Origin of the sequence: Tropicibacter sp. S64, from assembly GCF_049803835.1 — a bacterium.
Lineage (GTDB): Bacteria > Pseudomonadota > Alphaproteobacteria > Rhodobacterales > Rhodobacteraceae > Pacificoceanicola.
In genome coordinates this window covers 95,806-121,482 of sequence record NZ_JBNAGK010000007.1, presented here as the reverse complement: position 1 = coordinate 121,482, position 25,677 = coordinate 95,806, and the positions used below count along the sequence as shown (strand labels likewise).

22 protein-coding genes and 1 tRNA gene are annotated in these 25,677 nt (G+C 67.1%); 21 read left to right on the top strand and 2 right to left on the bottom strand.

Features of this window, described 5'->3' with window-relative positions; genetic code table 11:
• Positions 1-11 precede the first annotated feature (11 nt).
• Positions 12-87, top strand: a tRNA-Thr gene (locus ACP159_RS12890).
• 80 nt (positions 88-167) lie between these two features.
• On the opposite strand, the gene ACP159_RS12885 is transcribed toward ACP159_RS12890, so the two are convergent.
• Positions 168-758 (bottom strand): helix-turn-helix transcriptional regulator, encoded by a 591-nt coding sequence (locus ACP159_RS12885; RefSeq protein WP_425100252.1) that lies wholly within the window; start codon positions 756-758, stop codon positions 168-170.
• A gap of 112 nt (positions 759-870) precedes the next feature.
• On the opposite strand from ACP159_RS12885, the gene ACP159_RS12880 reads away from it, so the two are divergent.
• The 20 genes from ACP159_RS12880 to ACP159_RS12785 all read left to right on the top strand — a co-directional run bounded on the left by ACP159_RS12880 (position 871) and on the right by ACP159_RS12785 (position 24,522).
• Positions 871-2,073 carry a substrate-binding domain-containing protein gene (locus ACP159_RS12880; protein ID WP_425100131.1) on the top strand — a complete coding sequence of 401 codons (1,203 nt, stop codon included), beginning with the start codon at positions 871-873 and terminating at the stop codon, positions 2,071-2,073.
• Between the two features lie 173 nt (positions 2,074-2,246).
• Positions 2,247-3,014, top strand: a complete 768-nt coding sequence (locus ACP159_RS12875) for an ABC transporter ATP-binding protein (RefSeq protein WP_425100130.1) — start codon at positions 2,247-2,249, stop codon at positions 3,012-3,014.
• Positions 3,011-3,715, top strand: coding sequence for an ABC transporter ATP-binding protein (locus ACP159_RS12870; RefSeq protein WP_425100129.1), 705 nt, complete (start codon positions 3,011-3,013; stop codon positions 3,713-3,715). Before ACP159_RS12875 ends, ACP159_RS12870 begins: the two co-directional genes overlap by 4 nt.
• Before the next feature lie 10 nt (positions 3,716-3,725).
• Positions 3,726-4,718, top strand: a complete 993-nt coding sequence (locus ACP159_RS12865) for a branched-chain amino acid ABC transporter permease (RefSeq protein ID WP_425100128.1) — start codon at positions 3,726-3,728, stop codon at positions 4,716-4,718.
• A 4-nt stretch (positions 4,719-4,722) separates the two neighbouring features.
• Positions 4,723-5,790 (top strand): branched-chain amino acid ABC transporter permease, encoded by a 1,068-nt coding sequence (locus tag ACP159_RS12860; protein WP_425100127.1) that lies wholly within the window; start codon positions 4,723-4,725, stop codon positions 5,788-5,790.
• Entirely contained in the window at positions 5,787-6,629 is an 843-nt protein-coding gene (locus ACP159_RS12855; protein ID WP_425100126.1) for an alpha/beta fold hydrolase, read from the top strand. The genes ACP159_RS12860 and ACP159_RS12855 overlap by 4 nt, the downstream gene beginning before the upstream one ends.
• A gap of 345 nt (positions 6,630-6,974) precedes the next feature.
• Complete coding sequence (locus tag ACP159_RS12850) at positions 6,975-8,318, top strand: serine/threonine-protein kinase (protein WP_425100125.1); 1,344 nt, start codon at positions 6,975-6,977, stop codon at positions 8,316-8,318.
• A 2-nt stretch (positions 8,319-8,320) separates the two neighbouring features.
• Positions 8,321-9,310, top strand: a complete 990-nt coding sequence (locus ACP159_RS12845; protein ID WP_425100124.1) for an FHA domain-containing protein — start codon at positions 8,321-8,323, stop codon at positions 9,308-9,310.
• A complete protein-coding gene (locus tag ACP159_RS12840) occupies positions 9,303-10,214 on the top strand; it encodes a PP2C family protein-serine/threonine phosphatase (RefSeq protein ID WP_425100123.1) in 912 nt (303 codons plus the stop codon). The genes ACP159_RS12845 and ACP159_RS12840 overlap by 8 nt, the downstream gene beginning before the upstream one ends.
• Positions 10,211-11,383 carry a hypothetical protein gene (locus ACP159_RS12835; protein ID WP_425100122.1) on the top strand — a complete coding sequence of 391 codons (1,173 nt, stop codon included), beginning with the start codon at positions 10,211-10,213 and terminating at the stop codon, positions 11,381-11,383. The genes ACP159_RS12840 and ACP159_RS12835 overlap by 4 nt, the downstream gene beginning before the upstream one ends.
• A gap of 16 nt (positions 11,384-11,399) precedes the next feature.
• Positions 11,400-13,412 (top strand): dynamin family protein, encoded by a 2,013-nt coding sequence (locus ACP159_RS12830; RefSeq protein WP_425100121.1) that lies wholly within the window; start codon positions 11,400-11,402, stop codon positions 13,410-13,412.
• Between the two features lie 14 nt (positions 13,413-13,426).
• Positions 13,427-14,314 carry a dynamin family protein gene (locus ACP159_RS12825; protein WP_425100120.1) on the top strand — a complete coding sequence of 296 codons (888 nt, stop codon included), beginning with the start codon at positions 13,427-13,429 and terminating at the stop codon, positions 14,312-14,314.
• A 68-nt stretch (positions 14,315-14,382) separates the two neighbouring features.
• Positions 14,383-14,745, top strand: a complete 363-nt coding sequence (locus tag ACP159_RS12820) for a hypothetical protein (protein ID WP_425100119.1) — start codon at positions 14,383-14,385, stop codon at positions 14,743-14,745.
• A complete protein-coding gene (locus tag ACP159_RS12815) occupies positions 14,742-15,500 on the top strand; it encodes a hypothetical protein (protein WP_425100118.1) in 759 nt (252 codons plus the stop codon). Before ACP159_RS12820 ends, ACP159_RS12815 begins: the two co-directional genes overlap by 4 nt.
• 143 nt (positions 15,501-15,643) lie before the next feature.
• Positions 15,644-17,473 carry a dihydroxy-acid dehydratase gene (gene ilvD, locus ACP159_RS12810; RefSeq protein WP_425100117.1) on the top strand — a complete coding sequence of 610 codons (1,830 nt, stop codon included), beginning with the start codon at positions 15,644-15,646 and terminating at the stop codon, positions 17,471-17,473.
• A gap of 344 nt (positions 17,474-17,817) precedes the next feature.
• Positions 17,818-18,093, top strand: a complete 276-nt coding sequence (locus ACP159_RS12805; RefSeq protein ID WP_425100116.1) for a hypothetical protein — start codon at positions 17,818-17,820, stop codon at positions 18,091-18,093.
• A 40-nt stretch (positions 18,094-18,133) separates the two neighbouring features.
• Entirely contained in the window at positions 18,134-20,179 is a 2,046-nt protein-coding gene (locus ACP159_RS12800) for a LodA/GoxA family CTQ-dependent oxidase (RefSeq protein WP_425100115.1), read from the top strand.
• The gene (locus ACP159_RS12795; RefSeq protein ID WP_425100114.1) at positions 20,172-21,395 is read left to right on the top strand and encodes an FAD-dependent oxidoreductase; all 1,224 of its coding nucleotides are present in this window, start codon (positions 20,172-20,174) and stop codon (positions 21,393-21,395) included. Before ACP159_RS12800 ends, ACP159_RS12795 begins: the two co-directional genes overlap by 8 nt.
• Positions 21,325-23,979, top strand: coding sequence for a hypothetical protein (locus tag ACP159_RS12790; RefSeq protein ID WP_425100113.1), 2,655 nt, complete (start codon positions 21,325-21,327; stop codon positions 23,977-23,979). The genes ACP159_RS12795 and ACP159_RS12790 overlap by 71 nt, the downstream gene beginning before the upstream one ends.
• A 69-nt stretch (positions 23,980-24,048) precedes the next feature.
• A complete protein-coding gene (locus ACP159_RS12785; protein ID WP_425100112.1) occupies positions 24,049-24,522 on the top strand; it encodes a GNAT family N-acetyltransferase in 474 nt (157 codons plus the stop codon).
• A gap of 64 nt (positions 24,523-24,586) precedes the next feature.
• Here the strand turns inward: ACP159_RS12785 and iolG are convergent, their stop codons facing one another.
• Positions 24,587-25,585 carry an inositol 2-dehydrogenase gene (gene iolG, locus ACP159_RS12780; RefSeq protein WP_425100111.1) on the bottom strand — a complete coding sequence of 333 codons (999 nt, stop codon included), beginning with the start codon at positions 25,583-25,585 and terminating at the stop codon, positions 24,587-24,589.
• Positions 25,586-25,677: the final 92 nt, after the last annotated feature.

Sequence of the window (25,677 nt, the reverse complement as noted above, 5' to 3'; positions counted from 1 at the left end):
AGGCCCCCGTCGCCCCTATAGCTCAGCTGGTAGAGCAACTGATTTGTAATCAGTAGGTCCGCGGTTCGAGTCCGTGTGGGGGCACCATTTTTCAGGCTTCAGCTCTTCGAACATCACGCGGATCGACCGCGACGTTTGTACTGCCTGAGCGGGCTGCGCCCGGACAGTCAACCTTTGGTCCGTGACACCACGTGATCGCTGCCGATGCCGCCCAGGGACTGGAACAGCCCGCTCGAATTGCTCACGCCGAACTTCTTCAGCAGTTTTGCCCGGTAGACCTCCACCGTCCGGTGGGACAACTCCAGCCGGCCGGCGATTTCCTTGCTGGTGAGCCCGTCCGACAGGTACGAGATGATCTCGCGTTCGCGGCGCGTCAGGGGCACATATGGGCGAGTCTCCGACAGGTCCGCGAAACTCCAGACCGCGCGCATCAGCGGCTCGTCCGGTGTGAAGGAATGGCCCCGGACGCGGCACCAGAACAGCGTGCCGCTCTTGCGCGCCATGATCCGCTCGTCCCAGTAGGTGTTGGTCTCGCGCAGCTGCCGGACGCCTCGGTCGCGAATGTTGGCGAATTCCTCGTCCGAAGGGTAGAGCATGGAAAACACCTGGTTTCGCAACTCGTCCGCGGTGTATTCGAACATCTCCGCAAAGGCCGCGTTGCAATCGCGGATCACGCGGTTCTCGGTGATGACGAGCCCAACGGGGGCGAACGCGTAGGCAAGCGCCGCGAAATCGCCGGTCTCGAACGCTTCGTCCATACGTATTTCCACGATATTGCCTCCACGGGGCCGCCCGGCGATCATGGGCGCAGAGTAGGGCGACCCCGGATGCGGATGCAACGCGGCGCGCCTGCCACGATGGGAGGATAGCATGAAATACGTCAAGCGACTGGTCGCAACCGCGCTCACGGGCCTGGCCCTGGCAACGGCGGCGCAGGCGGAAGACCCGATCAGGATCGCCCTCATCCACGGGCTGAGCGGCTCCAGCTTCGAGGCTTTTTCCAAGCAGGCTCAGACCGGCTTCGAGATGGGCATCGAGTATGGCACCGAGGGCACGAACGCGATCGACGGGCGGCCCATCGAACTGATCGTCAAGGACACGCAGTTCAAGCCGGACGTGGCCCGCGCGGTGCTCGCCGAGGCCTACGGCGATGACGACGTGCTGCTGGCGGTGGGAGCGACCTCCTCCGGCGTGACCGTGGGCATGTTGCCGATTGCCGAGGAATACGAGAAGATCCTGATCGTCGAGCCGGCTGTCGCGGACAGCCTCACCGGGCCGGACAGCAACCGGTATGTCTTCAAGACTTCACGCAATTCGTCGATGGACATGCAGGCGCAGGCTCTGGCCCTGCAACCGGACGAAACCCTGCACGTGGCGACCCTCGCCGAGGATTATGCCTTTGGCCGCGACGGCATCGCCGCGTTCAAGACGGCGCTGGACGGCTCCGGCGCCGAGGTGGTGACGGAGGAATACGTCCCGCAGGGCACCACCGACTTCACCGCCTATGCCGAGCGCATGTTCAACGCGTTGAAGGACAAGGACGGCCGCAAGGTCATCCTGATCTACATCGCCGGCGGCGGCGATGCGCCGGGCAAGATCCAGGCGATGGACCCGTCGCGCTACGGCATCGAGATTTCCATGGGCGGGCATATCCTGCCGGTGCTGCCGACCTACAAGCGGTTCCCGGGCATGGAGGGCGCGGTCTATTACTACTATGAGGCCTTCGACAACCCGATCAACGCCTGGCTGGTCGAGGAGCACATGAAGCGCTTCGACAGCCCGCCCGACTTCTTCACCGCCGGGGGCATGTCGGCGGCGCTCGCCGTGGTGAAGGCGCTTAAGGAGGCACCGGACTACGAGACGGAGACGCTGATCGCGACCATGGAAGGGATGTCCTGGGAGACGCCGAAAGGCCAGATGACCTTCCGCCCGGAGGATCACCAGGCGCTGCAGGACATGCTGCACTTCAAGATCCGGGTGGACGAGGGTGTCGACTGGGCAATCCCGGAAAAGGTGCGGATCATCCCGGCGGAGGAGATGAACATCCCCTTCGGTCGCGACAACCAGGGTTGAGCGCCCGTCCCGGAGAACGCGCCTCCGCCACACCCCAGCCCTCTCCCCCACACCCCAGCCCTCTCCCCCGCCGGGGGAGAGGGAGCCGCGCACCGCCAGCGAGGCAAAAAGGGCCCGGCCCGCGCGCCTGGCCGCGGCCAAGCCCCGAGCCCCAACTCACCGGACCAGACCCGATGCCCGCCCCTTCCCTCGAGACCCGTGACCTGACGATCCGCTTCGGCGGCCATGTGGCGGTGAACGCCGTCTCCTGCGCCTTCCATCCTGGGGAACTGACGGTGATCGTGGGACCGAACGGCGCGGGCAAGACCACCTATTTCAACCTGATCTCCGGCCAGCTGACCGCCACCTCCGGCGCCGTTCTCAAGGACGGCGCCGACATCACGCGCCTGTCGCCTTCGGCGCGGGCGCACCACGGGCTGGGGCGGGCCTTCCAGCTGACCAACCTGTTTCCGCAGTTGAGCGTGCTGGAGAACATCCGCCTCGCCGTGCAGGCCCGCTCGGGCGACGGCTGGCGGATGCTGCGGCCGGTCACGGGGTTCCGGGAGCTGACACGCAAGGCCGAACATTACCTCGAGTCGGCCCGCCTGGCGAAGGTCGCGCATCAGCCGGCCGCCACCCTGCCGCATGGCGACCAGCGCAAGCTGGAGGTCGCGCTGCTGATGGCGATGGAGCCGGATGTCTACATGTTCGACGAGCCGACGGCGGGCATGAGCCTCGACCACGCGCCTGACGTGCTGGAGCTGATCGCCGGGATCAAGGCGGACCGGACCAAGACCGTGCTGCTGGTCGAACACAAGATGGACGTGGTCCGTGCCCTCGCCGACCGGATCATCGTTCTGCACAACGGCGAATTGCTGGCCGATGGCGTGCCGTCCGAGGTCATGGCGAGCCGCATCGTGCGCGACGTCTACCTCGGCACGGCCACGGAGGGCGCAGCATGAGCCTGCTCTCGATCCGGTCGATGAAGACCGACATCGGCCAGTACGCGGTGCTGCACGACGTCAGTTTCGACGTGCCGGAAGGCGGCGTCTTCGTCCTGCTGGGCCGCAATGGCGCGGGCAAGACGACCACGCTGCGCTCGATCATGGGCCTGTGGTCGCCCTCGCCCGGCTCCGTGTGGTTCCGGGGCGAGGACATCACCGGGCTGCACACCGCCGACATCGCCCGCAAGGGCATCGCCTACGTGCCGGAAAACATGGGCATCTTCGGAACGCTGACCGTGGACGAGAACCTGATCCTCGCCACCGCGAAAGGCACTTTCGACAAGGCGCGCCTCGCCCGCATCCATGCCCTGTTCCCGGCGCTGGAACGATTCCGCGACAAGCAGGCATGGAGCCTTTCGGGCGGGCAGAAACAGATGCTCTCGGTCGCCCGCGCCATCATCGAGCCGCGCGCGCTGATCCTGATCGACGAGCCGACCAAGGGCCTCGCGCCCGCCATCGTCGATGCCATGGCGGAGGCGTTCCGCGAGATCGCGCAAAGCACGACAATCCTGCTGGTGGAACAGAACTTCGCCTTTGCCCGCAGCCTCGGACGCGACATGGCGGTGATCGACGACGGGCGGGTGGCCCATGCCGGCAGCATGGCGGACTTCGTCGCGGACACGGCCCTTCAGGACCGGCTGCTGAGCCTTTCGGTGTGAGGAGATCGAGATGAGTACCTTCATGACGACACTGGACCGGGCCGGCGGGGTCAACCTGCTTCCCCTGGCGGTGGCGGTGGTCGCCTTCGTCCTGATCGGTGCGCCCTCCTCCTGGGTGACGCTGACGGTCGCGGGGCTGGCCATGGGCATGATGCTGTTCCTCATGGCCTCCGGCCTCAGCCTCGTCTTCGGGCTGATGGACGTGCTGAACTTTGGCCATTCCGCCTTCGTCAGCTTCGGCGCCTTCGTCTCCGCCACCGTCCTCGCCGGGCTGGGCGGCTGGCTGGCGGCGGACAGCTGGGCGCTGAACGCGATGGCGCTGGCCACCGCCTACCTCGCCGCCATCGCCTTTGGCCTCGTCGCGGGCTGGTTCTTCGAGACCGTGATCATCAAGCCGGTCTACCGCGACCACCTGCGCCAGATCCTGATCACCATCGGCGCGATGATCGTTGCGGAACAGACCATCCTCGCCTTCTGGGGCGGCACGCCCTTCTCCGTCGCCCGGCCGCACTTCCTCGAAGGGGCGTGGATCATCGGCGATGTCTCGATCGAGATCTACCGGGCCTTCGCCTTCGTGCTCGGCGCGGTGGTCTTCGGGTTGCTGTACGCCGTGCTCAACCGAACCCGGATCGGCCTGCTGATCCGCGCCGGGGTGGAAAACCGCGAAATGGTCGAATCGCTCGGCTACCGGGTCGACCGGCTGTTCGTCGGGGTGTTCATGCTCGGCTCCGCCCTTGCGGCGCTCGGCGGCGCAATGTGGGCCGGGTACGAGACGCTGATCACCCCCCACATGGGCGCCGACCTGATGATCGTGGTCTTCATCGTGGTCATCATCGGCGGCCTCGGTTCCATCGAGGGCACGCTGCTGGGTGCGATCCTGGTCGGGCTGATGTCGAACTACGTCGGCTTCCTCGCGCCGAAACTGGCGCTGGCGTCGAACATGATCCTGATGGTGGCGATCCTTTTGTGGCGGCCCAACGGGCTGCGCCCCGCGGTGAAGTGAGCGCATGATGCAGAACCCGGGAGAACGCCTCGTCAAGTCCGCGGTCGCGCTGATCGGCCTGCTGCTGCTGTTCGCGCCCTTCCTGTTCCAGGACGTGCGCTCGCTGGAGGTGGCGGCGCGGATCTGCATCTTCATCGTGCTGGTCGCCAGCTTCGACCTGCTGATCGGCTACACCGGCATCGTCAGCTTTGCGCATACCATGTTCTTCGGCTTCGGCGCCTACGGAGCGGCGATCCTGCTCAAGGGCATGGGACCGGGCTGGACGCCCGTCGTGCTCGGCGCGCTGGCGGGCGTGGCCGTCTCGCTGGTCTTCGCCGTGGCCATCGGATTGCTGTCGCTCAGGGTCAAGGCGATCTTCTTCGCCATGATCACCCTGGCGGCGGCCTCCGTCGTGCTGGTTCTCGCCTCGCAGCTCTCGCAGATCACAGGCGGCGAGGACGGCATCACCTACAGGGCGCCGGACCTGTTCAAACCGGCGACCAAGCTGCTGACCGACGCCTCCGGCAAGGTCGTCGAGGTCTTCGGCGTCAAGCTGAACGGCAAGCTCGCCGCCTACTACTTCGTCTTCACCGCCGCGCTGGTGCTCTTCGCGGTGCTGCTGCGCTTCGTCGGCTCGCCCTTCGGCACCGTGCTCAAGGCGATCCGCGAGAACGAGGCGCGGGCAGAGGCCATCGGCTACCGCGTCGTGGCCTATCGCACGGCGGTGTTCTGCCTCTCGGCGGCCATCGCCTCGCTGGCGGGCACGGTTTACGCGGTCTGGCTCAAGTACACCGGCCCGGAGACCGCCCTGTCCTTCTCGATCATGATCGACATCCTGCTGATGGTGGTGATCGGCGGCATGGGCACGCTGTGGGGCGCGGTGATCGGCGCGGTTCTGATGATCCTGGCGCAATACTACCTGCGCGACCTGATGGGCGCGGCGTCGGAGGCGCTGGCAGGGGTGCCGGTGTTGCCGCACCTGCTCGCGCCGGATCGCTGGCTGTTCTGGCTCGGCATCCTGTTCATCCTGCTGGTCTATTTCTTCCCGAAAGGCATCGCCGGCTCTGTCATGGCCTGGAAGAGACCGCGATGACCGCGCCGCGCTTCGCCCTCGTCCCGGTCATGGATCACGAAATCCACGTCACCGAATGGGGCGCGCCGGAGGGCCGTCCGCTGATCATGTGGCACGGGCTGGCGCGCACGGGCCGCGACTTCGACGAAGTGGCGGCGGCGCTCTCGGACGCGTATTTCGTGATCTGCCCGGACACCATCGGACGCGGGCTCTCCAGCTGGTCGCGCAATCCCGAGGCGGAATACGCCATCGAGTATTACGCCGGGATCGCTGCGGACCTGATGGACCATTACGGCTTCGACCGGGCGGATTGGTTCGGCACCTCGCTCGGCGGTCTGATCGGGATGCGGCTGGCCTCCGGACCACAGGCCGACCGTCTCAGCGCATTGGTGATCAACGACATCGGCCCGGAAATCCCGGCCTCCGCCATCGACCGCATCGTGACCTACGTCGGCGACCCGCCGGTCTTTGCCACGGTCTCGGCGGCGGAAGCCTGGCTGCGCGCGGTCTACCGGCCCTTCGGCCCCGCCCCGGAAGGCTACTGGCGGCGGATGGCCCGCACCTCGGTCCGGCGGCTGGAGACCGGCGGGCTGGCGCTGCACTACGACCCGAGGATCACCATCCAGTTCACCGCCTCGCGGCACGAGCTGACCTCCTGGGACCGCTTCGCCCGCATCGCGACGCCCTGTCACGTCATCCGGGGCCGCACGTCGGACGTCCTGCCCCGGGACACGCTCGACCTGATGCGCCAGCGTGGCCCCCGGCCCGGCGTCACGGAACTCGACTGCGGCCATGCCCCCAGCCTTGCCCGCCCCGACGACGCGCGGCTGGTGCGGCACATTCTGCAGTCTCTCCGGTAAACTCCACCCGGGACCGGCGGCGCTCCACTCGCAGTTGCATCGTCGTCGCACATCCGCGGCAGGCCCGCGCTTCTCACGCGCTACCCTGCGCAGGAGTCCGGGCGATCATTCCCTGGCCCGCCCCCCGGGACGCAGGCCAACCTCCAGGCCTGCAAGGCGCAAAGTGTTTTCTTCCGGAAAATTCATAAAATTTCTTTTGAAATTAAAATACTAGCATTCAGTCCTTTTGTCGGATCACTGCCCGGCGGCTGACACTTTTCCGCCCGATTGCGTGACGAATTTGGACACCGACCCGAACGCCGCAGCCCTGCCCTGTTCCGCCCTGACAAAGGAGGCTCGACACAGATGAAAGACTTGATGACCGCCGAGCCGAACGGCGTCCCGCCTGTCGGCGACGAGTTGCCACCGGGGACCGTGCTTTGCCAGGGGCAGTACACGGTGGTGCGCTATCTCAATTCCGGCGGCTTCGGCGTGACCTATCTCGCGCATGACAGCCTCGGCCGGAAGGTGGTTATCAAGGAGTGTTATCCCGGCGCCATCTGCTGCCGGACGAAGAAGACCGTCCGCCTGCGCTCCGTCTCGCACGAGATGGATTTCGACCGGGTCGTGTCGCTTTTCGAACGCGAGGCCCGGGCGCTGGCGCAGCTGAGCCACCCGAACATCGTCGGCGTCCACCAGATCTTCAAGGACAACGGCACCGCCTACATGGCGATGGATTTCATCGAGGGCCCGGACCTCTTCGACCTGCTGGAAACCGAACCGGAGCGCTTCACGCCGCCGGAGGTGACCCGCATCGTCGAACACCTGCTCAACGCGCTCAGCTACGTGCATCAAAACGACATGCTGCACCGGGACATCTCGCCGGACAACATCCTGCTGGCCCCCGGCGGGATGCCGGTGCTGATTGATTTCGGGGCCGCGCGCGAGGATGCGGCGCGGGCAACGCGGGTGCTCTCGCGCATCCACACCGTGAAGGACGGCTACTCGCCGCAGGAATTCTATCTCGCCGGAAGCGCACAGGAAAAATCCAGCGATCTCTATGCGCTGGCCGCAACGGTGCATCACCTGATCGTCGGACGTGCACCGCCAAACAGCAACATCCGGCTGGCCGCCGTGGCGCAGAACATGACCGACCCCTATATCCCGATCGCCGGGAAGATCCCCGGCTATGACATGGCCTTCCTTCAGGCGGTCGACGCCTGTCTGAGCCTCTTCGCCAAGGACCGGCTGCGCACCGCCGACGACTGGATCGACATGATCGCCGGACGCAGCGCCCCGGTGCAGGGCGCCGGACCGCTGATCAGCGATGACATGCAGAAACGCATCTCAGAGATCGTCACCGAGACCACGAGCTACATCGAGGAGACCGCGCCCGACGGTCCGCGCGGTCGCGCCGCCGTGCAGGCGGTGCCGGACCCACTGGAGGCCCAGCGTGCGGCGGAGCGGGCCTATTGGGCCGGGATCAACGAGGAACTGGAACAGATCCGCGCGGAGATCGAACGGGAAACCGCGCAGAAGCGGCGCGAGGCCGAAGAGGCCGCTCGTCTGGAGGCGGCAGCGGCTGCCGCGGCGGCCGAGGCGGACCGTTCGGCGCAGAAACCGGGCGGCTTCGGATACTGGATCCGGGACCTCTTCGGATCGCGTCACAGAAACAACAATCCAGCTGTCTTGCAGCCAATGGAGGACTGAGCATGTCGAGCTTTCGAAACATCATCGCGCGCCGCCGACCCTCGGGCGGCCTTGCCGCCCCGGAGAGCGATGGCGCCCGCACGCCGCCATCGGACAGCGCCCTGGTGGAATCCCTGTTGCAGGACATCAGCCCCGGTGGCCGGTCGAGCCTCGTCGATCAGTCCAAGGTCGAGCCGGAGGTGCCGAAGTGGGAACTGGAAGCGCCGCGCCCGACGATGGGTTCAGAGCTTCTGAAGCTGCGCCCGGCGGAGCCGGCCCAGGCCCCGGAGACCGCCGATGCCGCAGCGGCCCCAGCGCCCGCGCAGACGCCCGAGGCCATCGTCCCGGCTCCGGCCGCGCCAGAGCGGGCCGCACCGACACTCTCGCGCCCAAGGATCTGGGATATCGACCCCGAAACGCCTGCCGCCCCGCCGCCGCAGGCGGTCTCCGCGCCCGAAGATGCGGTCATGGCGCCCAAGGCGCCTCCGCCGCTGGTCATGGAGGAACCAGTCGTGCCCGCGGTCCCGGCGCTGGCCCCGGCGCGCGGAGGGCGTGTCAAGACGCGGCTGCTCGGCTTCCACACGGACGCGGCGGAACCCGACGTCTTTGCCGCGGAGAAGGTCACGCCGGCAGGCCGGTCCATCACCTGCCCGATCGGCTGGCTGGTCATCGTAGACGGCCCGGGACGCGGGCAGGCCTTCACCCTGGCGCAAGGGCTTTCGACCATCGGGCGCGGCACGGACCAGAGCATCCCGCTCGACTTCGGCGACGATGCCATCTCGCGCGACAACCACGCCGCCATTGCCTATGACGAGGAGGAAAACACCATCCTGATCGGCCACGGCGGCAAGTCCAACCTTGTCCGTCTCAACGGCAAGCCGCTGGTCTCGACCACCGAGCTTGCCACCGGCGACCTGATCCGCGTCGGCAAGACCACGCTGCGATTCACCGCGCTGTGCGGTCCGGATTTCAGCTGGGCCGAGAGCGCGGGCGAGGGGGGCACCGATGGCTGACGTCCCCGCCGATGTCGCCACGGCCATCGCCCTCGGACGGCGCGACCGCCAGGAGGACGCGGTGCTGGCGCAGTTCGCCGACGGTGCCGAGACCGGCTTTGCGGTGCTGTCCGATGGCATGGGCGGCCACGACGACGGCGACCTGGCGTCGCGGGTCATCGTCTCGGAGGTGTTCCGGGCCATGAGCCTCACCGGGCGCGAGGCCGCGCCGGACCAGCTGACGCTGCGCAGCCGGTTGCGGCAGGCCATCCTCGCCGCCAACCGCTCCCTGCGTGACGCGGTCGAGGCAGGGACCGGGCAGGAGGGCATGGGCGGCACGGTCGTGGCGGCGTTCGTGCAGGAGGACCGGCTCAGCTGGATCTCCATCGGCGATTCCGCACTCTACCTTTACCGGGACGGGACCCTGACGCGGCTGAACGAGATCCACTCGCTGGCGCCGCAGATCGACCTGATGTTGAGCCGTGGCGAGATCGACGCGGAAACCGCGCGCGCCCATCCGCAGCGCAGCTGCCTGACCTCGGCCCTCGTGGGCGGTGCGATCAACCGGATCGACTGCCCGGAGGCCGCGCTGGATCTGGAACCCGGCGACGTCGTGCTGCTCGCCAGCGACGGGCTGGAGGCGCTGCGCCCCGAGGCGCTCCGCGACCTTCTGGAGCGGCACCGGGCCGCGCCGAGCCAGGCCATCGCGCGCGCGCTGATGCAAGCGGTGGAGCGCCACGATGCCCCCGAGCAGGACAACACCGCGCTGATCGTGATCAAGCCGAGGATCGTGCATGCGGAGCCCGCCACCAGTCCGGTCGCCCTGCGTGCCGCGACCCCGGCGGGGGCCGCCTCGATGTTCGCCGGCCTGTCCGGCCTGTGCCACGCCATCATCGCGCAGCTGACACGGGGGTCCGCGCTATGAACGCCCAGCCGTCTCCGCTTGCGCAGTTGCAGGCCATCGCCGCGCTGGACAGCCTGCCGGCGCGTGCCGCCGCCCGCTGTGCGGCGCTGATCGAACGGTTGCAGACCCCGGTCCGCGTGGCCGTCTTCGGCCTGCCGGGCTCCGGCAAGACGGCGGTGGTCCACGCGCTGGCACAGACCGCCGTATTCCGCCCGGGCACGCTCACCGCGCCGGTCCTGCTGCGGTTTGCCAGCCGGAACGATCTGTCACTGACCTATGCCGATGGACACAACGAGACCTCGCCCGTGACGCTGCCGGTCCGGATCACACCGGAGGCGGCCTTTGCCGAGGTCGCCCTGTCGCTCGAACCGCTGCGCGTCATGTCGCTGCTTTGCGTGGTTTCCGACGGCTCGCCCGCGGACATGGCGGCCGGATTGGCCTGGGCCGCAAGGCGCTGCGATATCGCGATCTGGTGCACCAGGGACTGGAGCCGCGCCGAGCAGGCGCTCTGGCGCGGTGCGCCGGACAACCTGAAGAACCATGGCTTCATCGTGGCCACGGGGCAGTCCGCCACCGTCCCGGAGCCTCCCGAAGGCGTGCCGCTGCTTCGGTGCCCCACCCTGTCGGATGCCCCCGGTGCGGCGCTGCTGATCCCGTCCGCGGACGCGCTTCGGCGGCACCTTGGCGAGATCATCGGCGAGGCGCGGGCGGAGGACAAGGACGCGGCCGCCTGGCTCATCGAAAAATACGGCACTCTCCCGGTCGCGCGCCCTGTCACCCGGACCGACCCTGCGCCCGTTCAGGCCCCGGTCGAAACCCCGGCGCATCCCGATTTGTGCGGACCTGCCGACCCGGCACCCCAGGTTGTGCCCGCCGAAGCCCGGGCTGTCCTGTCGCGGTTGTTTCACCGCACCCGGCAAGCCGCCCGTTTGGTGCTAACGGATGGCACCGGGAATGTGAGCGCGGATGCGCTTCTGCCTGCGGTTCAGCAGACCTTCGACGACTTGCTGGACCTGGCCGAGGACGAACCGGCCTTTGTCGAAAGCTGGCCCGGGCTCCACACGAGCCTGCGTGACGCGGGGGAGCTGACCCTGCTCATGGGCATGGAAGGCGGCACCGCAGCGGGCACCGACGCCGCGGCGCTGCTGGCTCAGGTGCGCCAGGACATTGAAACGGCCTTGGCCGCGTGATCAGGGGGAAAACGCAATGCAGGACCTGCAGGACGACACCGCCGCCCTTCTGGCAGCCACCTACAGTGGCTTTCGCCCGCTGGCAGACCGACTGTCGGCGCTCGATGCGCGGCTGAAGGCCATCGGCGCGTCCGAGACCGCCGCCATCGCCTCCAAGGCCCGCGCCCTGCGCCGCCGCATCCACGCTTTCGAGCCAAGCGTGACGATGATCGGGCAGGTCAAGGCCGGCAAGACCACGCTGGTCAACGCCATGACGGGATGGCAGGATCTTCTGCCCGCCGACGTGAACCCCTGGACCTCGGTGGTCACCGCGCTTCACCTGCACAAAGGCGCGCGCCGCCGCACCCGCAACGCCCGTTTCCAGTTCTTCACCGAGGAGGAATGGAGCCACCTCGTGCAACGCGGCGGGCGCATGGGCGAGCTGGCGAGCCGCGCCGGTGCGGATGACGAGCTTGGCAAGGTGCGGGCCCAGCTCGAGGCGATGCGCGAGAAGTCCCGCGAACGTCTGGGCAATCGTTTCGAGCTGCTGCTCGGTCAGTCGCACGACTACGACAACTTCGACGCGGAGCTGATCGAGCGGTACGTCTGTCTCGGCGATGACTTCTGGGACAGCGCCGGGAGCGACGACAAGAAGGGCCGCTTCGCCGACATCACCCGCACCGCCGATCTGTGGTTCGAGCAGCCCGGCCTGCCGGTCAACCTGTGCATCCGCGATACGCCGGGGGTGAACGATACCTTCATGATCCGCGAGCAGATCACCATCAACGCGCTGCGCGGCAGCCGGCTTTGCGTGATGGTGCTGTCGGCGACGCAGGCGCTGACCTCCGTCGACCTGGCGCTGATCCGGATGATTTCCAACGTCGCGTCGCGGGACGTGATCATCTTCGTCAACCGAATGGACGAATTGCGCGATCCGACCCGCGAGGTGCCGGAGATCCGCGCCAGCATCGTCGAGACCCTGCGCAAGCACGGCGGTCCTTCGGACGCGCAGATCATCTTCGGGTGCGGCCGATGGGCCAGCGAGGCGCTGAGCGGCGGCATAGAGGGGCTGGGCCAGGCCAGCGCGGAATCGCTGCTGAACTGGGCCGAGTCCCAGGTGGGTGAGGAGAACCCTTTCGACACGCTGGAGGACATGGTCTGGCACCTGTCCGGCGTCGGGGCGCTTGGCGTCGCCATCGCCGAGCGGGTGGCCGAAGGCGCCGGGGCGCAGATCCTGCAGGAGATCGAGGCCGAGGCCGGGAACCTCGACCAGAGCCGCACCGCCGCCGCGACCATCGCCCGCAAGGCCCGGACCGGCGGCGGGTGCCGGATGGATGCGGCGACCCTGGCGGCGCGCCTCGACGCCATCGAGCAGGCGGCCCGATCGCGGCTGGTTTCCGGTCTGGTGCCGGTGCAGGAGTCCCTGGTCGAGCGCATATCCGCATCGCGACAGACCTTCGTCGCCCGTGCCGCGGAGGCGGCGGTCAAGCATCTGGAAACCTACGGCGAAATGGAAGTCTGGACCTACGATCCCTGCGGTCTGCGCGTCCTGCTGCGCTCCAGCTATCAGCGCTATGTCCATGCCGTGGCCAAACATGGCACCGCCAGCATGGCCGAGGCCGCCGCCGGGATCAGCGCCCTCTATGACGAGGCCTTCGACCTCGAGGGCGCGAAGCCCGAGATGGCCCCGCCGCCGCTGCCGCAGCCCGATCCGCCGGTCGTGCTGGGCCAGACCATCGCGCTCGACCTGCGCGGCACCTGGTGGTCGCGGTTCTGGCGGCGCCGCAAGGGCCACGCCGCCCGCGCCGACGACTTCGCCCAGCTGATCCAGAGCGAGACCCAGCCGATCCTGAACCGGCTGGTCTCCGAGAACGCGCAGCAGTTCGAGGACGCCATGATCGAGACCCTCGCCGGCTTCCTCGCCTCGCACCGGCGCATCCTGCTCGACATGGCCGGGACCGCGAGCCCGGCCGAGACCGAGACACCGCCGCTGACGTTGCCGCAATCCGCCCGAATCCTGTCCCGCCCCGCACCACAGGCGGGCTTCTGAATGGAGATCAGCCGATGAACGCTGCCCCCTCGCCCCAGCAGGACTGCTCCAACGCAAACCGCCGCCCGCGCATCGCGCTCATGGGAGAGTTCAGCGCGGGCAAGAGCACCCTCGCCAACCTCCTGCTCGGCCAGACCGTCTCGCCGGTCAAGGTCACCGCCACGCAGTTGCCGCCGGTCTGGTACGCCCATGGCCCGCAATGCGTGATGCGGGTGGACAATTCCGGCGCGGAGGAAGTCATCGACCCAGAGGACCTGACCCGGGTTTCGCATCAGCAGACGCAGGCCGTGCGCATCCTCCTCGATGCCGAGGTGCTGGAGTTTTGCGACGTGATCGACATGCCCGGCACCTCCGATCCGAACATGCCGCAGGACATCTGGGACCGGATGCTGGCGCGAATCGACGGCGTGGTCTGGTGCACCCCCGCGACGCAGGCCTGGCGGCAGTCCGAGGCGGCCCTCTGGGAGAGCCTGCCCGCACGCCTGCATGACAACAGCCTGCTGCTGATCACCCGCATGGACACGCTGCAATCCGCCACCGATCGCGACCGGGTCACCGCCCGGGTACGGCGCGAGACGCAGGGGTTGTTCCGCAAGGCACTGCCGATCTCGTTGACCGAGGCCATGGCCGATCCCGAGAACCCCGAGGTTCTGGAACGCTGCGGTGCCGATCTGTTCGTGGAAAGCCTCGTGGAGCTGGTCGAAGGACTCGGCCTGCGCCGCTGCGACGCGGATCCCGTCCGCTTCGACGCGGTCGACACAACCGGCGCGCCTGGAAGGCAGGCGGCGCCGCGTCCGCAGGTGCAGCCTCCCTCCGAGCCTGAAACCGACAGCGTCGTGCCCCGCCGCGTTGTTCCCCGGCGGGTGCGGCGCGTGTCCGTACGGCCTGAAGCCTCCGCCTGAGAAACCACGCGAAACGCCAAATTAACGACTGATCTGGCAAGACTGTCCCGGACAACCTTCGAGGACCGATGACAGTCGCGGCGCTTTCAACCTTCAGGCAGGCTCTCTCCGGATGCGAGATCGCGGTGCTTGCGGATATCTCCGCGGGCTCGGTCCTCGCCTGGGATTCGGCGCTGAAATGGCCGCAGGAGCAACTCGACGCCCTGTGCGACCTCGCTAGCCGGGCGTTGTCGATTGGCGCCCCCCTGCCCACCACCGCCGTTGTCGCGGATGCGCTCGGATGCCAGGTGTTCATCCGGATTGCGGCAAACTCGGACGAGGTTCTGTGCGGCGTCTTCGCCCCGGACCAGGACCTTGACGATGTCCTCATGGAGGGCCGCAGGTTCTGCACGGTTCTCGACGCGCAGGACACAAGTGAGGGGCCGACATGAGCAGCGCCGCCCTGAGGCGCGCCGCGGCCTTCGGAGTCGGGGCATCGGGCCATCGCAAGGTGCGCGGCCCGGGTGATGCGCTGCGCTTCCTCCACGACCAGATCGCCATCACCGTGCTCCCCCGCCAGTTGGAGTTCTTCCGGGACGGCGCGCCCTGGCTGACCTGCACCGCCGCCGCGCGGCGGCTTTCCGGATACCGGACCGAAGCGGGCGAAACCGGCTTTCCCTCCACCCCGGATGAAGCCACGGCGCGGCAGGCGCTCGATGCCGTGAAGGATTTCGTCGCGCGGACCTGTCCGACCGGCAGCGTTATCTCGGTCCGCAGCATGCCGCCCGATCCGCCCCCCGCGCCGGGGCAAGGCGGCGTGCCGGTCGACTGGATCGCCGCCGCCTTTGGCCTGACCCGTGGCCAGCCCGCCTCAGCCAGCCTGCTGGAGACCTTCGCGACCACGGCGGGCGATGTCGTCACCGCCGCCGCGCTGCTGGAGGGCGAGCTGCTGTTTCCCTTGGCGGGCGAGGACGCGCAGATCGACGGGCTCACGATGCTTCTCGAAGCCCTGTTGCCCCAGCTCGACGCCCTGCCCCGGTTCCCGCAGGACAGCGCCGCAGGGCCAAGGCTGGTTCTGCTCGCTGCCGCCGAGCACGGCGAGCCCGTCATCGCCGCCGCCACGAACGCAGACCGGACCCTGCTGGTGACCGGCACCCCCGGCTCTGCCGGTGCGCTTCTGCGGCATTGGCAAGCCTTGATCGGCTGACAGGGGGCGGATCGGCACCGGTCCATCGCGCACGGCACGCAGAATGACCATCGCTAGCCGGTCACGTTTGCCGCCTGTCTCTTGTGGAGTCCTGCCGTTGCATGGCATGACGTGCCCCAAGTTCAGCGAAAGGAAGCAGACCCATGCCCCGTTTACGTTCCTTCACCACGACCCATGGCCGCAACATGGCCGGGGCGCGCGGCCTGTGGCGGGCCACCGGCATGACCGACAGCGACTTCGGCAAGCCGATCGTCGCCATCGTCAACAGCTTCACCCAGTTCGTGCCCGGCCACGTCCACCTCAAGGACCTCGGCCAGATGGTCGCCCGCGAGGTCGAGGCGGCCGGCGGCGTGGCCAAGGAATTCAACACCATCGCGGTCGATGACGGCATCGCCATGGGCCACGACGGCATGCTCTACTCCCTGCCCTCGCGCGAAATCATCGCCGATAGCGTCGAGTACATGGTCAATGCCCATTGCGCCGATGCCATGGTCTGCATCTCCAACTGCGACAAGATCACCCCCGGCATGCTGATGGCCGCGATGCGGCTCAACATCCCCGTCGTCTTCGTCTCCGGCGGACCGATGGAAGCGGGCAAGGTGGTCTGGGAGGACAAGGAAAAGGCGCTCGACCTGGTCGACGCCATGGTTGCCGCCGCCGATGACAAATACTCGGACGAACAGGTTCAGGCCATCGAAGAGGCCGCCTGCCCGACCTGCGGCTCCTGCTCCGGTATGTTCACCGCCAACTCGATGAACTGCCTGACCGAGGCGCTCGGCCTGTCGCTGCCCGGCAATGGCTCGACCCTGGCCACCCATGCGGACCGCAAGCGGCTGTTCATCGAGGCGGGCCACCTGATCGTCGATCTGGCCCGGCGCTACTACGAGCAGGACGACACCTCTGTCCTGCCGCGCTCCATCGCCAGTTTCGAGGCCTTCGAAAACGCCATGTCGCTGGACATCGCAATGGGCGGGTCGACCAACACCGTGCTGCACCTGCTCGCCGCCTCGCACGAGGGCGAAGTCGGCTTCACCATGGAAGACATCGACCGGCTGAGCCGCAAGGTGCCTTGCCTGTGCAAGGTCGCCCCGGCGAAGAACGACGTCCATATGGAAGATGTGCACCGCGCGGGCGGCATCATGGGCATCCTCGGCGAGTTGGACCGGGCGGGTCTGCTGCACCGCGACCTGCCGACGGTGCACGCGCCAACCATGGGCGAGGCGCTGGCCCGCTGGGACGTCAAGCAGACCGATGCCAACTCCGTGCACGAGTTTTTCTCCGCGGCGCCGGGCGGCGTGCGCACCACGCAGGCCTTCTCGACCGACCGCCGCTATCCCGAACTGGACCTCGACCGCGAAAAGGGCGTGATCCGTTCGAAGGATCATGCCTTCAGCCAGGACGGCGGTCTCGCCGTGCTGTTTGGCAACCTCGCCGAGCAGGGCTGCATCGTGAAGACGGCGGGCGTGGATGACAGCATCCTGAAGTTCTCCGGCCCGGCCTATGTGGTCGAGAGCCAGGACGACGCGGTGAACGACATCCTCACCGGCAAGGTGAAGGCGGGCGATGTGGTCATCATCCGCTACGAGGGGCCGCGCGGTGGTCCGGGGATGCAGGAGATGCTCTACCCGACCTCCTACCTCAAGTCCAAGGGCCTCGGCGCGGCCTGTGCGCTTGTCACCGATGGCCGCTTCTCCGGCGGCACATCGGGTCTGTCGATCGGACACGTCTCGCCGGAAGCGGCGGAGGGCGGCACCATCGGCCTCGTCGAGCATGGCGACCTGATCGAGATCGACATCCCGAACCGGATCATCAACCTGGCCGTCGATGACGCCACTCTCGCCGCCCGCCGGGCGGCGCAGGAGGCGAAGGGGTGGACCCCGGCCAAGCCGCGCAAGCGCAAGATCACCACCGCGCTCAAGGCCTACGCCGCGCTGACCACCAGCGCCGCACAGGGCGCGGTCCGGCAAGTCTGAACCGGCGAACCCCGAACAATTGGAAAAGCCCGCGGTTGCCGCGGGCTTTTTTTGTTGCGCCCGGGGTGATTCAGATCACAGCGCGGATTTAGCCGAACCTGATACCGATTGATCAACCTTTGCGATTTTTTCTATATGGATCGCAACACAAACGATACCATTTAAGGCAAGGCGCGGCAGAATATTGATTTCAAACGTCTAATTTTGATTTCTGCCATTGGTGGCCGGATAATTCAGGCAGGGAATTGCGAAGATTTTCCGGTGCCATGGCCTTTTTACCGCAAAAGGAGTTGCCTTAACGTCAACTTCAACTCAGAATAGAGAAACAGGAGCGAGGAAATTTTATGGACCGAAGACGCTTCATCCTGACTGCCGGCGCGATGACCTCCGCCGGGACGCAGGCTCTTTGTGCGTATCTTCCGGCCCCGCCCCCGGCCCCGCCGCTGATGGCGTTGCTTGCCGCTTCGGTCCGGGCTGACTTCGGTCCCGGTTTCTCAGTGTGCGCCGCCGACATCACGGGCGCCCTAACCCGCGCCACAATCGAAAATCACGGCAATCGCTACGTGATCGAACGCACCGGCACAGCAGACTGGATCATTCGACACAGCTCGGACCTCTGAGCACCGCGCAGGCCCTGACCCAACCCCTTGGGAGACGACCATGGCAGGCAGCATCACCCGGATCAGGATCTATCCCGGTATCGGAATCGCGCGCCTTGGCGACAGCGACGACTATTTCATCGGCCCGGAGGCCCCCGGACAGGTGGTCGACCCCGGTCTGCCGCCCGAAGGCCCGCCGGGTCCCGGCCCCGATGGCGGCACCTACCGCGATCCGCAGATGCGGCTGAAACGGCAGGCGCAGCGGTATCGCATCTATGGCTATGACGAGACCGGCGCGGTGGTGGCCGAACTGACGTCCGACCTGTGCCAGGATATGCGCTGGCGGGTGCATGTGCGCAACATGAAGGCGGCGAATTACGCGTTCCAGGGCGCGTATCTGTTCGATCCGACGCAATTACGAAATCCCAACATCCAGGGCGACAAGACCGATCCCATCGACAGGACGGACCTCATCATCGACCCCGGCCCGCAGACCATCGCGCTCAGCGAGAATACCAATCAGGTGATCCTTGCCGGGGACTGTTTCACCAATGTCGGGGAAAGCCAGCTGCCCGGGTATCTGGATTATGACGATGCCGCGCTGTGTACCCGCGACCCGGCAAAGCCGGTCGACGTGACCTATACCCCCGCGACGGATATCGAGATCGGGCGTCTGAGGCTTGATGATCTGGGGCGTCTGGTCTTCCTCGCCGGGCCGGGCAAGGCGGCGTGCGTGACCACGCCGAAGATCAAGCTGTCGAACCCCTCCGAACGCTACATGCCGCCCAATGGTCCGGTGATCGACCACGCCTATCAGCCGCTGGTCAACCAGTTTGCCTATTTCAACGTGCCGGGCTGGTGGGATGACACCTGTGGCGGCGAGATCGACGTGACGGTGACGTTGAAGGACGGCACCGTGCTCAGCACCCGGGACGGGGTGACAACGCCCTCGGACGAGGGCACACGGAACGCGGCCAACGGCGGCTGGATCGTCACCGCTCCGCCAAAATATGCCCCCTACATGTACCACGTCGTCAGCATCAAGGACCGGGTGTTCGAGGCGTTCCCGGAGGCCGACCCGAACCACGGCAAACCGACCGAGTTCTACCGCGACGTCTACCCGATCCTCGCCCGTGCAGTGAATTACGGCTGGGTCAGCGCGGAGGCGGCGGGGGTGACACCGCAGAACCGCAACCTCGCGCATGGGCCGAAGCAGGCGGGCAACATGCTGAGCGCGGCCAATCTGTCCGTCTTCGAGGACCCCTCGGAGGCCGCGAAGCCGGTGCGCACGCAGATCTACCGGCTGATGCGCGTGGCAGAGGGGGGCAAGCTCATCGACACGCTCCCCCCCGCGCCCCCGGCCCCCGCCGGACCGCCCCGCGTCGCCACCCGCACCGCGCGGGGCAACAAGATGCCGAAGCTCTGGGGCACGGCGGGCAAACCCCTGCAGAACCAGCAGCTTGGCAACGACCTGCCGAACCAGTACCTCAGCCTGACCGCCAATGACCTCGCCCGTCTGAAGGACTGGGCCGAGGGCAAGTTCACCACCGGCACGCCGTTCGTGCCACAGCCGCTCGACGCCTATCCGCTGGCGGAGCAGCCCACCGCCATGGACATCGCAGCGCTGGAGCCGACCATCGGCGGCGGCTTTCACCCGGGTATCGAGTTTCCCTACCTGATCTGCTACCCAGAGCTCTTCGCCGAGGGGTTCCGGGTGAAGGCGGGCACGGAGCCCGGCTCCGTCGCGGCCTACATGTCGAGCCCCTGGCACGGCGATTACTGGTCCTGCAACACCGCCTGGTGGCCGGTGCAGCGTCCGGAGATCGTATTCAAGTTCGACGCCGAGACCGGCACCCGCACCTACCGCGAATGGTTTCGGGGCTATGATCAGTACGGGCAACCGCTGTCCGGAACCGATGGCTATGACCAGATGGTCTATGCCTGGCCCAAGCTTGGCATGGTGCTGCCAAAGAAGGACGCCTCCGGCAATCCGGTCGTGCAGAACGGCTCGACCGTCTACGAAGAGTTCGAACGCGACCCGAGTCTGAACGCGCCGCCGTCAAACCTGCTCCCGGTCGCCTGCGGCAAGAGCGACAGTGATGCGTGACGTCGACGTTCTCATCGCCGGGGCCGGTCCGGCGGGCTGTGCTGCCGCGATCCCGCTGGCGCGGGCGGGCCTCTCGGTGCGCCTGCTCGAACACCGGGTTAACCCGGGTTTCTGCATCGGCGAGACACTGCCGCCGAAATCCGTCGATCTGGCGCAGGACCTGCTGGGCGATGCGCTGCTGCCGGTCTCCTACCCGTCGCGCGGCGTGACTTCGGCCTGGGGCGAGTCGGCGAGCCATGTCCTGGATTACTTCTACACGCCGAAAGGTTACGGTCTGTGCCTGGATCGCTGCGGTTTCAACAAGGCGTTGCGGCGGGTTGCGCGGGACGCCGGCGCGACAGTGACCGCCGGTGCGCGGATCACGGCCATCGACCGAAGGTCCGACGGTCTTTGGGGCGTGGCCTGCGAGACCGAATACAGGAGCGAGCCGCTCTCCGCCCAGGTGCTGATCGACGCCACCGGACGCAGCGCGGCACTTGCCCGGCTGCTCTCGTTGCCGCGGCAGGCCGACGATCCGATGTTTGCCTACGCTCTGGCCTTCATCACCGCCGACGCCGACGCCAATGACAGATTCACCCGCATCGAGGCCGCGCCGTTCGGATACTGGTACAGCAACGCCGTACCCGGCACCCCCGAACACCGGGTCGTCGTCCTGCACACCGACCGGGACCTGCCCGAGGCCTGGCTGGCGCGGGAACCCGCCGGGTTCCTCTCCCTGCTGCGGCAAAGCACGCTGATCCGCCCACATCTGGAGCGGCATGGTTACGAGGCGACGGGCAGCATCCGCGGGGCGCAGGCCGGTGAGACGCAGTTGAGACCACACGGGCTTCCCGGCCTCCTCGCCATCGGCGACTCCGCACAAAGTTTCGATCCGTTGTCCTCCCAGGGAGTCACCGAAGCGCTGACAAGCGGCGCGCAGGCGGCCGCGCTGCTGATCGAGGCCTTCGCGGACGACGACCGCGCGGCAGCGCTTGCCGGCGCCCGGCAGACCCTGGCCGCGCTGCAGGCCCAGGCATATGGCCAGTACCGTCACAGCTACGCCCGCATCTACGCGATGGAGACCCGCTGGCCCGAGGCGCCGTTCTGGGCGCGCAGGCACGCGCGGGGACTGTCCGCACCACCGTTCACACAAGGAGCGCATTGGCATGACACGGGTATTCGGCAAGGCACTTCTCACCGCGCTGCTTCTCATCGGGACGTCAGCTCGGGCCAATGACGGGCTGACCGTCCCGCCGCCGGTGTTCCAGACCGGCGACACCCCGAGTGTGCCCTTGCCCGAGGGCGGCGCGGCGGCGCAGGGGTTCGTCGACTTCTTCAACCGCACCTATCTCAAGGACGCCCCGCAGATCCCGCTTCTGAGCAAGGATCAGGTGGTCTGGTTCCCGCCGCAGAGCGCCGGGGACACCTCGCTGGAACTGGTGGTCCGCGCCACGCCGGGCAATCCGCCGAACTGCAACCCCGGTGATGAGGGCTACCCGCCGCAGGGCTATCCCATCGTCTGCCGCGACGATTTCTCGACCGGACAGTTCTGCCAGGCCTGCCATGACAGCGCCCTTTTCGTCGAAGGCGGCGGCCTGCCAGAGATGATGTATTCGACCTCCAGGGAGGATCACGACGTCTGGCTCGCCAACTGGTCGCAATACGGCGACTGGAACGCCAATATCATGCGCCTCGCCACGCGCGATCCGATCTGGCAGGCGCAGATCGAGACGGAGACGAACACGCATCCGTGGGCCGACCCGCATGTCATTCAGGACGTTTGCTTTTCCTGTCACGGCGAGATGGGTGAGCGGCAGGTTGAGTATGATTTTGGCACGGAGCAGCCGTTCTGCACCGATCTGTTCTACGCCACCCTGCCCGGCATCCTCTCCGACCATGAACGCGGCAAGCCGTTTCCGCCGGATCTGAGTTGCGCGCCTATCCCCGGCAAACCGGTGGCGGAGAACCCGGAGCTTTACGCCAAATACGGCAGCCTTGCCCGCGATGGCGTCTCCTGCGAGACTTGTCACCGCATCGGACTGCCGAACGAGAACGGCCAATGGACGCCGACGCCCGATCCGACGAGTTATGACGTCTTCTACGGGCCGAACAAGTACGACGTGGACATGCGCCAGCCCTCCGAACAGAAGCGCCCGCTGCAACACGAGTTCACCGCCACCTTTGCCTATGACATGGAAACCATCATGACGCCGGACCCGGTGGAGACATTGGACCCAGCGCCGATGTGGGACGACGACCGCCTTGCCATCGCGCAGGCGTTCAATACCGGCACAAAGACCAGTTACCTGCGGCAGGCGGTGCTCTGCGGGGCTTGCCATGTGCTGATCGTCCCGGAAATCCCCACCAGCTACAAGCCCGGCGGCCCGCTGCCCGACAGCACCCCGGAGCTGAAGGCGCAATATCCCTATTACGACCGTCCCGCCGCCTGCACCGCCGACCGGACCACCTTCGCCCCTGCGACGCGGGACCAGTTCGGCAATCCGCTGACCGATCCTTGCGTGACGCTTGGATATGAACAGGCGACCTATCTCGAATGGATCAACAGCGCCTTCGCCAGCGAGGAGGACAACGGCAACACCTGTCAGGGCTGTCACATGCCGCTGGTGACGAACCCGGCGAATGGCAGCGACCATGGCGCGATCATGGCGCAATCGACCGCCGGGCTGACGGCCAAGACCTACCGCCGCCACCGGCTGATGGGCATCAACCTGCCGGTCTTCGAGATGTTCGTGCAGTTCCCGGATGTGCTCGGCGTGGACATGCATGACGACAACGTGCCGGACTTCGCCACGACGCCCATGGGCGAGGAGATGGCGGTCATCCAGAACTACCTGCTGAACGGCCAGATGGCGATTGTCGAGCAAGCCACGAGCCAGGCCAACGGCACCGGCCTGCCCGAAGGCACCACCACGGTGGAGCCGCAAGCCGCCATCGAAATTGCCATCGACGGCGTGGAGATGCGCGGCACCGTGGTGCAGGCGGACCTGCTGATCACCAACAACGCCGGGCACAAGTTCCCCTCCGGCGCGGGCTTCCGGCGCGGCTTCCTTCGGGTCGAGGTGCTGGACGCGGCGGGTAAGACCCTCTGGATTTCCGGCGACACCAACCCCTACGGCGCGATCTGTGACGGCGCCTGCATGCAGGCGGCGGACGGGTCGTGGAACCTGCTCCCCAGCGAGACACCGGACGGCAACCCCGCCAACCTGCAACCGCACCGGGAGACTGTGACCAAGGAGAGCGAGGTGCAGATCTACGAGGTGCAGGCGGTGGACGACACCGGCACGCTGACCTCGCGCACGCTTGCCCTGTTCCACGATGCGAAGGACAACCGCATCCTGCCACGTGGGTACATGTCGGTTGCGGCGCTCGGCTGCGGCGATGCCATCGTCCAGGACAGCATTTTCGGCATCGAGAAATGCACCGCCGCCTATGCCACCGAGCCTCAATTCGACAGCCTCGTCCCCGGCAGCGCGATCAAGGCCGACCCGCATTACAGCGACGACACCCTCGCCGGGTCCGACGCCATCAGCTACGTCATCGACCTGCCCGAGGGCAGCGCCCCGGCCTCCGTGCGGGTGGCGATGCTGTACCAGACCATCCCGCCCGGCTTCCTCGCCGGACGGTTCAAGGACGGCCATGACGGCACCGCTTTCCTGCCCGCGACGGAACGGGCGATCTACCTGACCAGCCACCTGAACACGAACCTGGACCTCAGGAGCGAGCATCCGGACAACACGGATGTGCTGTTCAGCAAGGACTGGACCACGACGATCTTCACGGCGACGGCGGCGCTGGAGTGAGGCTCAACTCCCGGTGAGGCCGGGTGAAACATCTGGACGCGGGGGCGGGCCATGCCTACGCCCGCGGCCATGACACAGTATCATTTCATTCGCCTGACCGAGGTCGCCCCGGAGGCGATCCTCGCTCATATGTCGGACCCGCGCGTGGCGGACCACATGCCCCTGCTCACGGCGGCGTGGGACGCGGCGATGGTCCGGCAGTTCATCGCCTTGAAGGAAGCCACATGGGCCCGCGACGGCCTCGGGCATTGGGCAATCCTTGCGGATGGGGAGTACATCGGCTGGGGCGGCTTCCAGCGCGAAGGGGAGGAATGGGACTTCGGCCTCGTGCTGCGCCCCGACCGCTTCGGCCATGGCCTCGCCCTCGCCCGAAGGATGCTGGACATCGCCCGGACCGATCCACGCATCCCCTTCGTGACCTTCCTGCTGCCGCCGTCCCGCCGCCACCTCGGGGCGCTGAGGCGCATGGGCGCGCAGCAGATCGCGGATATCGACTATGACGGCGAACGCTTCCTCAAATTTCGGCTGGAGACGAATTCTTGAAAAGAATTCGACCCGGAAACTTTGAAAGTTTCCGGGCCGCTCAATTCGCAAGACAGTCTGCTTATCAGACCGAGTCCACCCGCACCGGCGCACCGCCACTCTTCGCCGATGCCGTCGCCGCCTCGGCCATCGCCAACGCATCGACGCCATCGCGCAGGGTCACCGGCATCGAGCCGCCGCCCTTGACCGCCTCCACGAAGGCCGCCCATTCCGCCGCATAGGCGGGCATGTAGCGTTCGAGGAAGAAATAGGTCGGCTTCGCCCCGGTCACGCCGTCGGCCGTCGATTTCACAACGGTGTTTTCCAGCATGTTCTGTGCCTGCAACAAGCCCCTGGAGCCGAGCAGTTCAACCCGCTGGTCATAGCCATAGACGGCGCGGCGGGAGTTCTTGATTACCGCGATGCGGCCATCGGCGTAGGTCATGCTCACCACGGCGGTGTCGAAGTCGCCGACCGAGCCGATCTCCGGATCGACGATGGAGGAGGCGGTCGCGGCAACCGTGACCGGCGCTGCGCCCATCAGGAAGTTCGCCATGTCGAAGTCATGGATCATCATGTCGCGGAAGATGCCGCCCGAAACCTTGACATAGGCCACCGGCGGCGGCGCGGGGTCGAAGGAGGTGATGGAGAGCAGTTCGGCCTTGCCGATCTCGCCCGCTTCCAGGGCCTTCTTCAAGGCACCGAAATTCGGATCGAAGCGGCGGTTGAAGCCGATCATCACCGGCTTGCCGGTCTTGTCCGCATGGGCGAGGCAGGCGCAGGCGCGCTCCAGCGACAGGTCCACCGGCTTTTCGCAGAGCACGACCTTGCCCGCGCTGGTGGCGGCTTCGATCAGGCCGGAGTGGGTGTCGGTCGACGTCGCGATCAACACCGCGTCGATCGACGGATCGGCGATGATCTCCTCTGTGCTCCGCGCCGCGCAGCCGTATTGCGCCGCGATCTTCTCGGCATTGGCCGGGAGATAGTCGGAGACGGCGACCAGCGTGCTGCCGGGGTGCGCCGTGATTGCGGTGGCATGCACACCGGCGATGCGCCCGGCGCCAAGAAGGCCAACTTTCAGCATGGGGTCTGTCCTGTAGAGGGATCGGGTCCGATCCGGGGTTGAGGTCTGGTAGCGTGCTGCCCTGGCAGCTCTGCCGTGCCGCCTTCGGATCC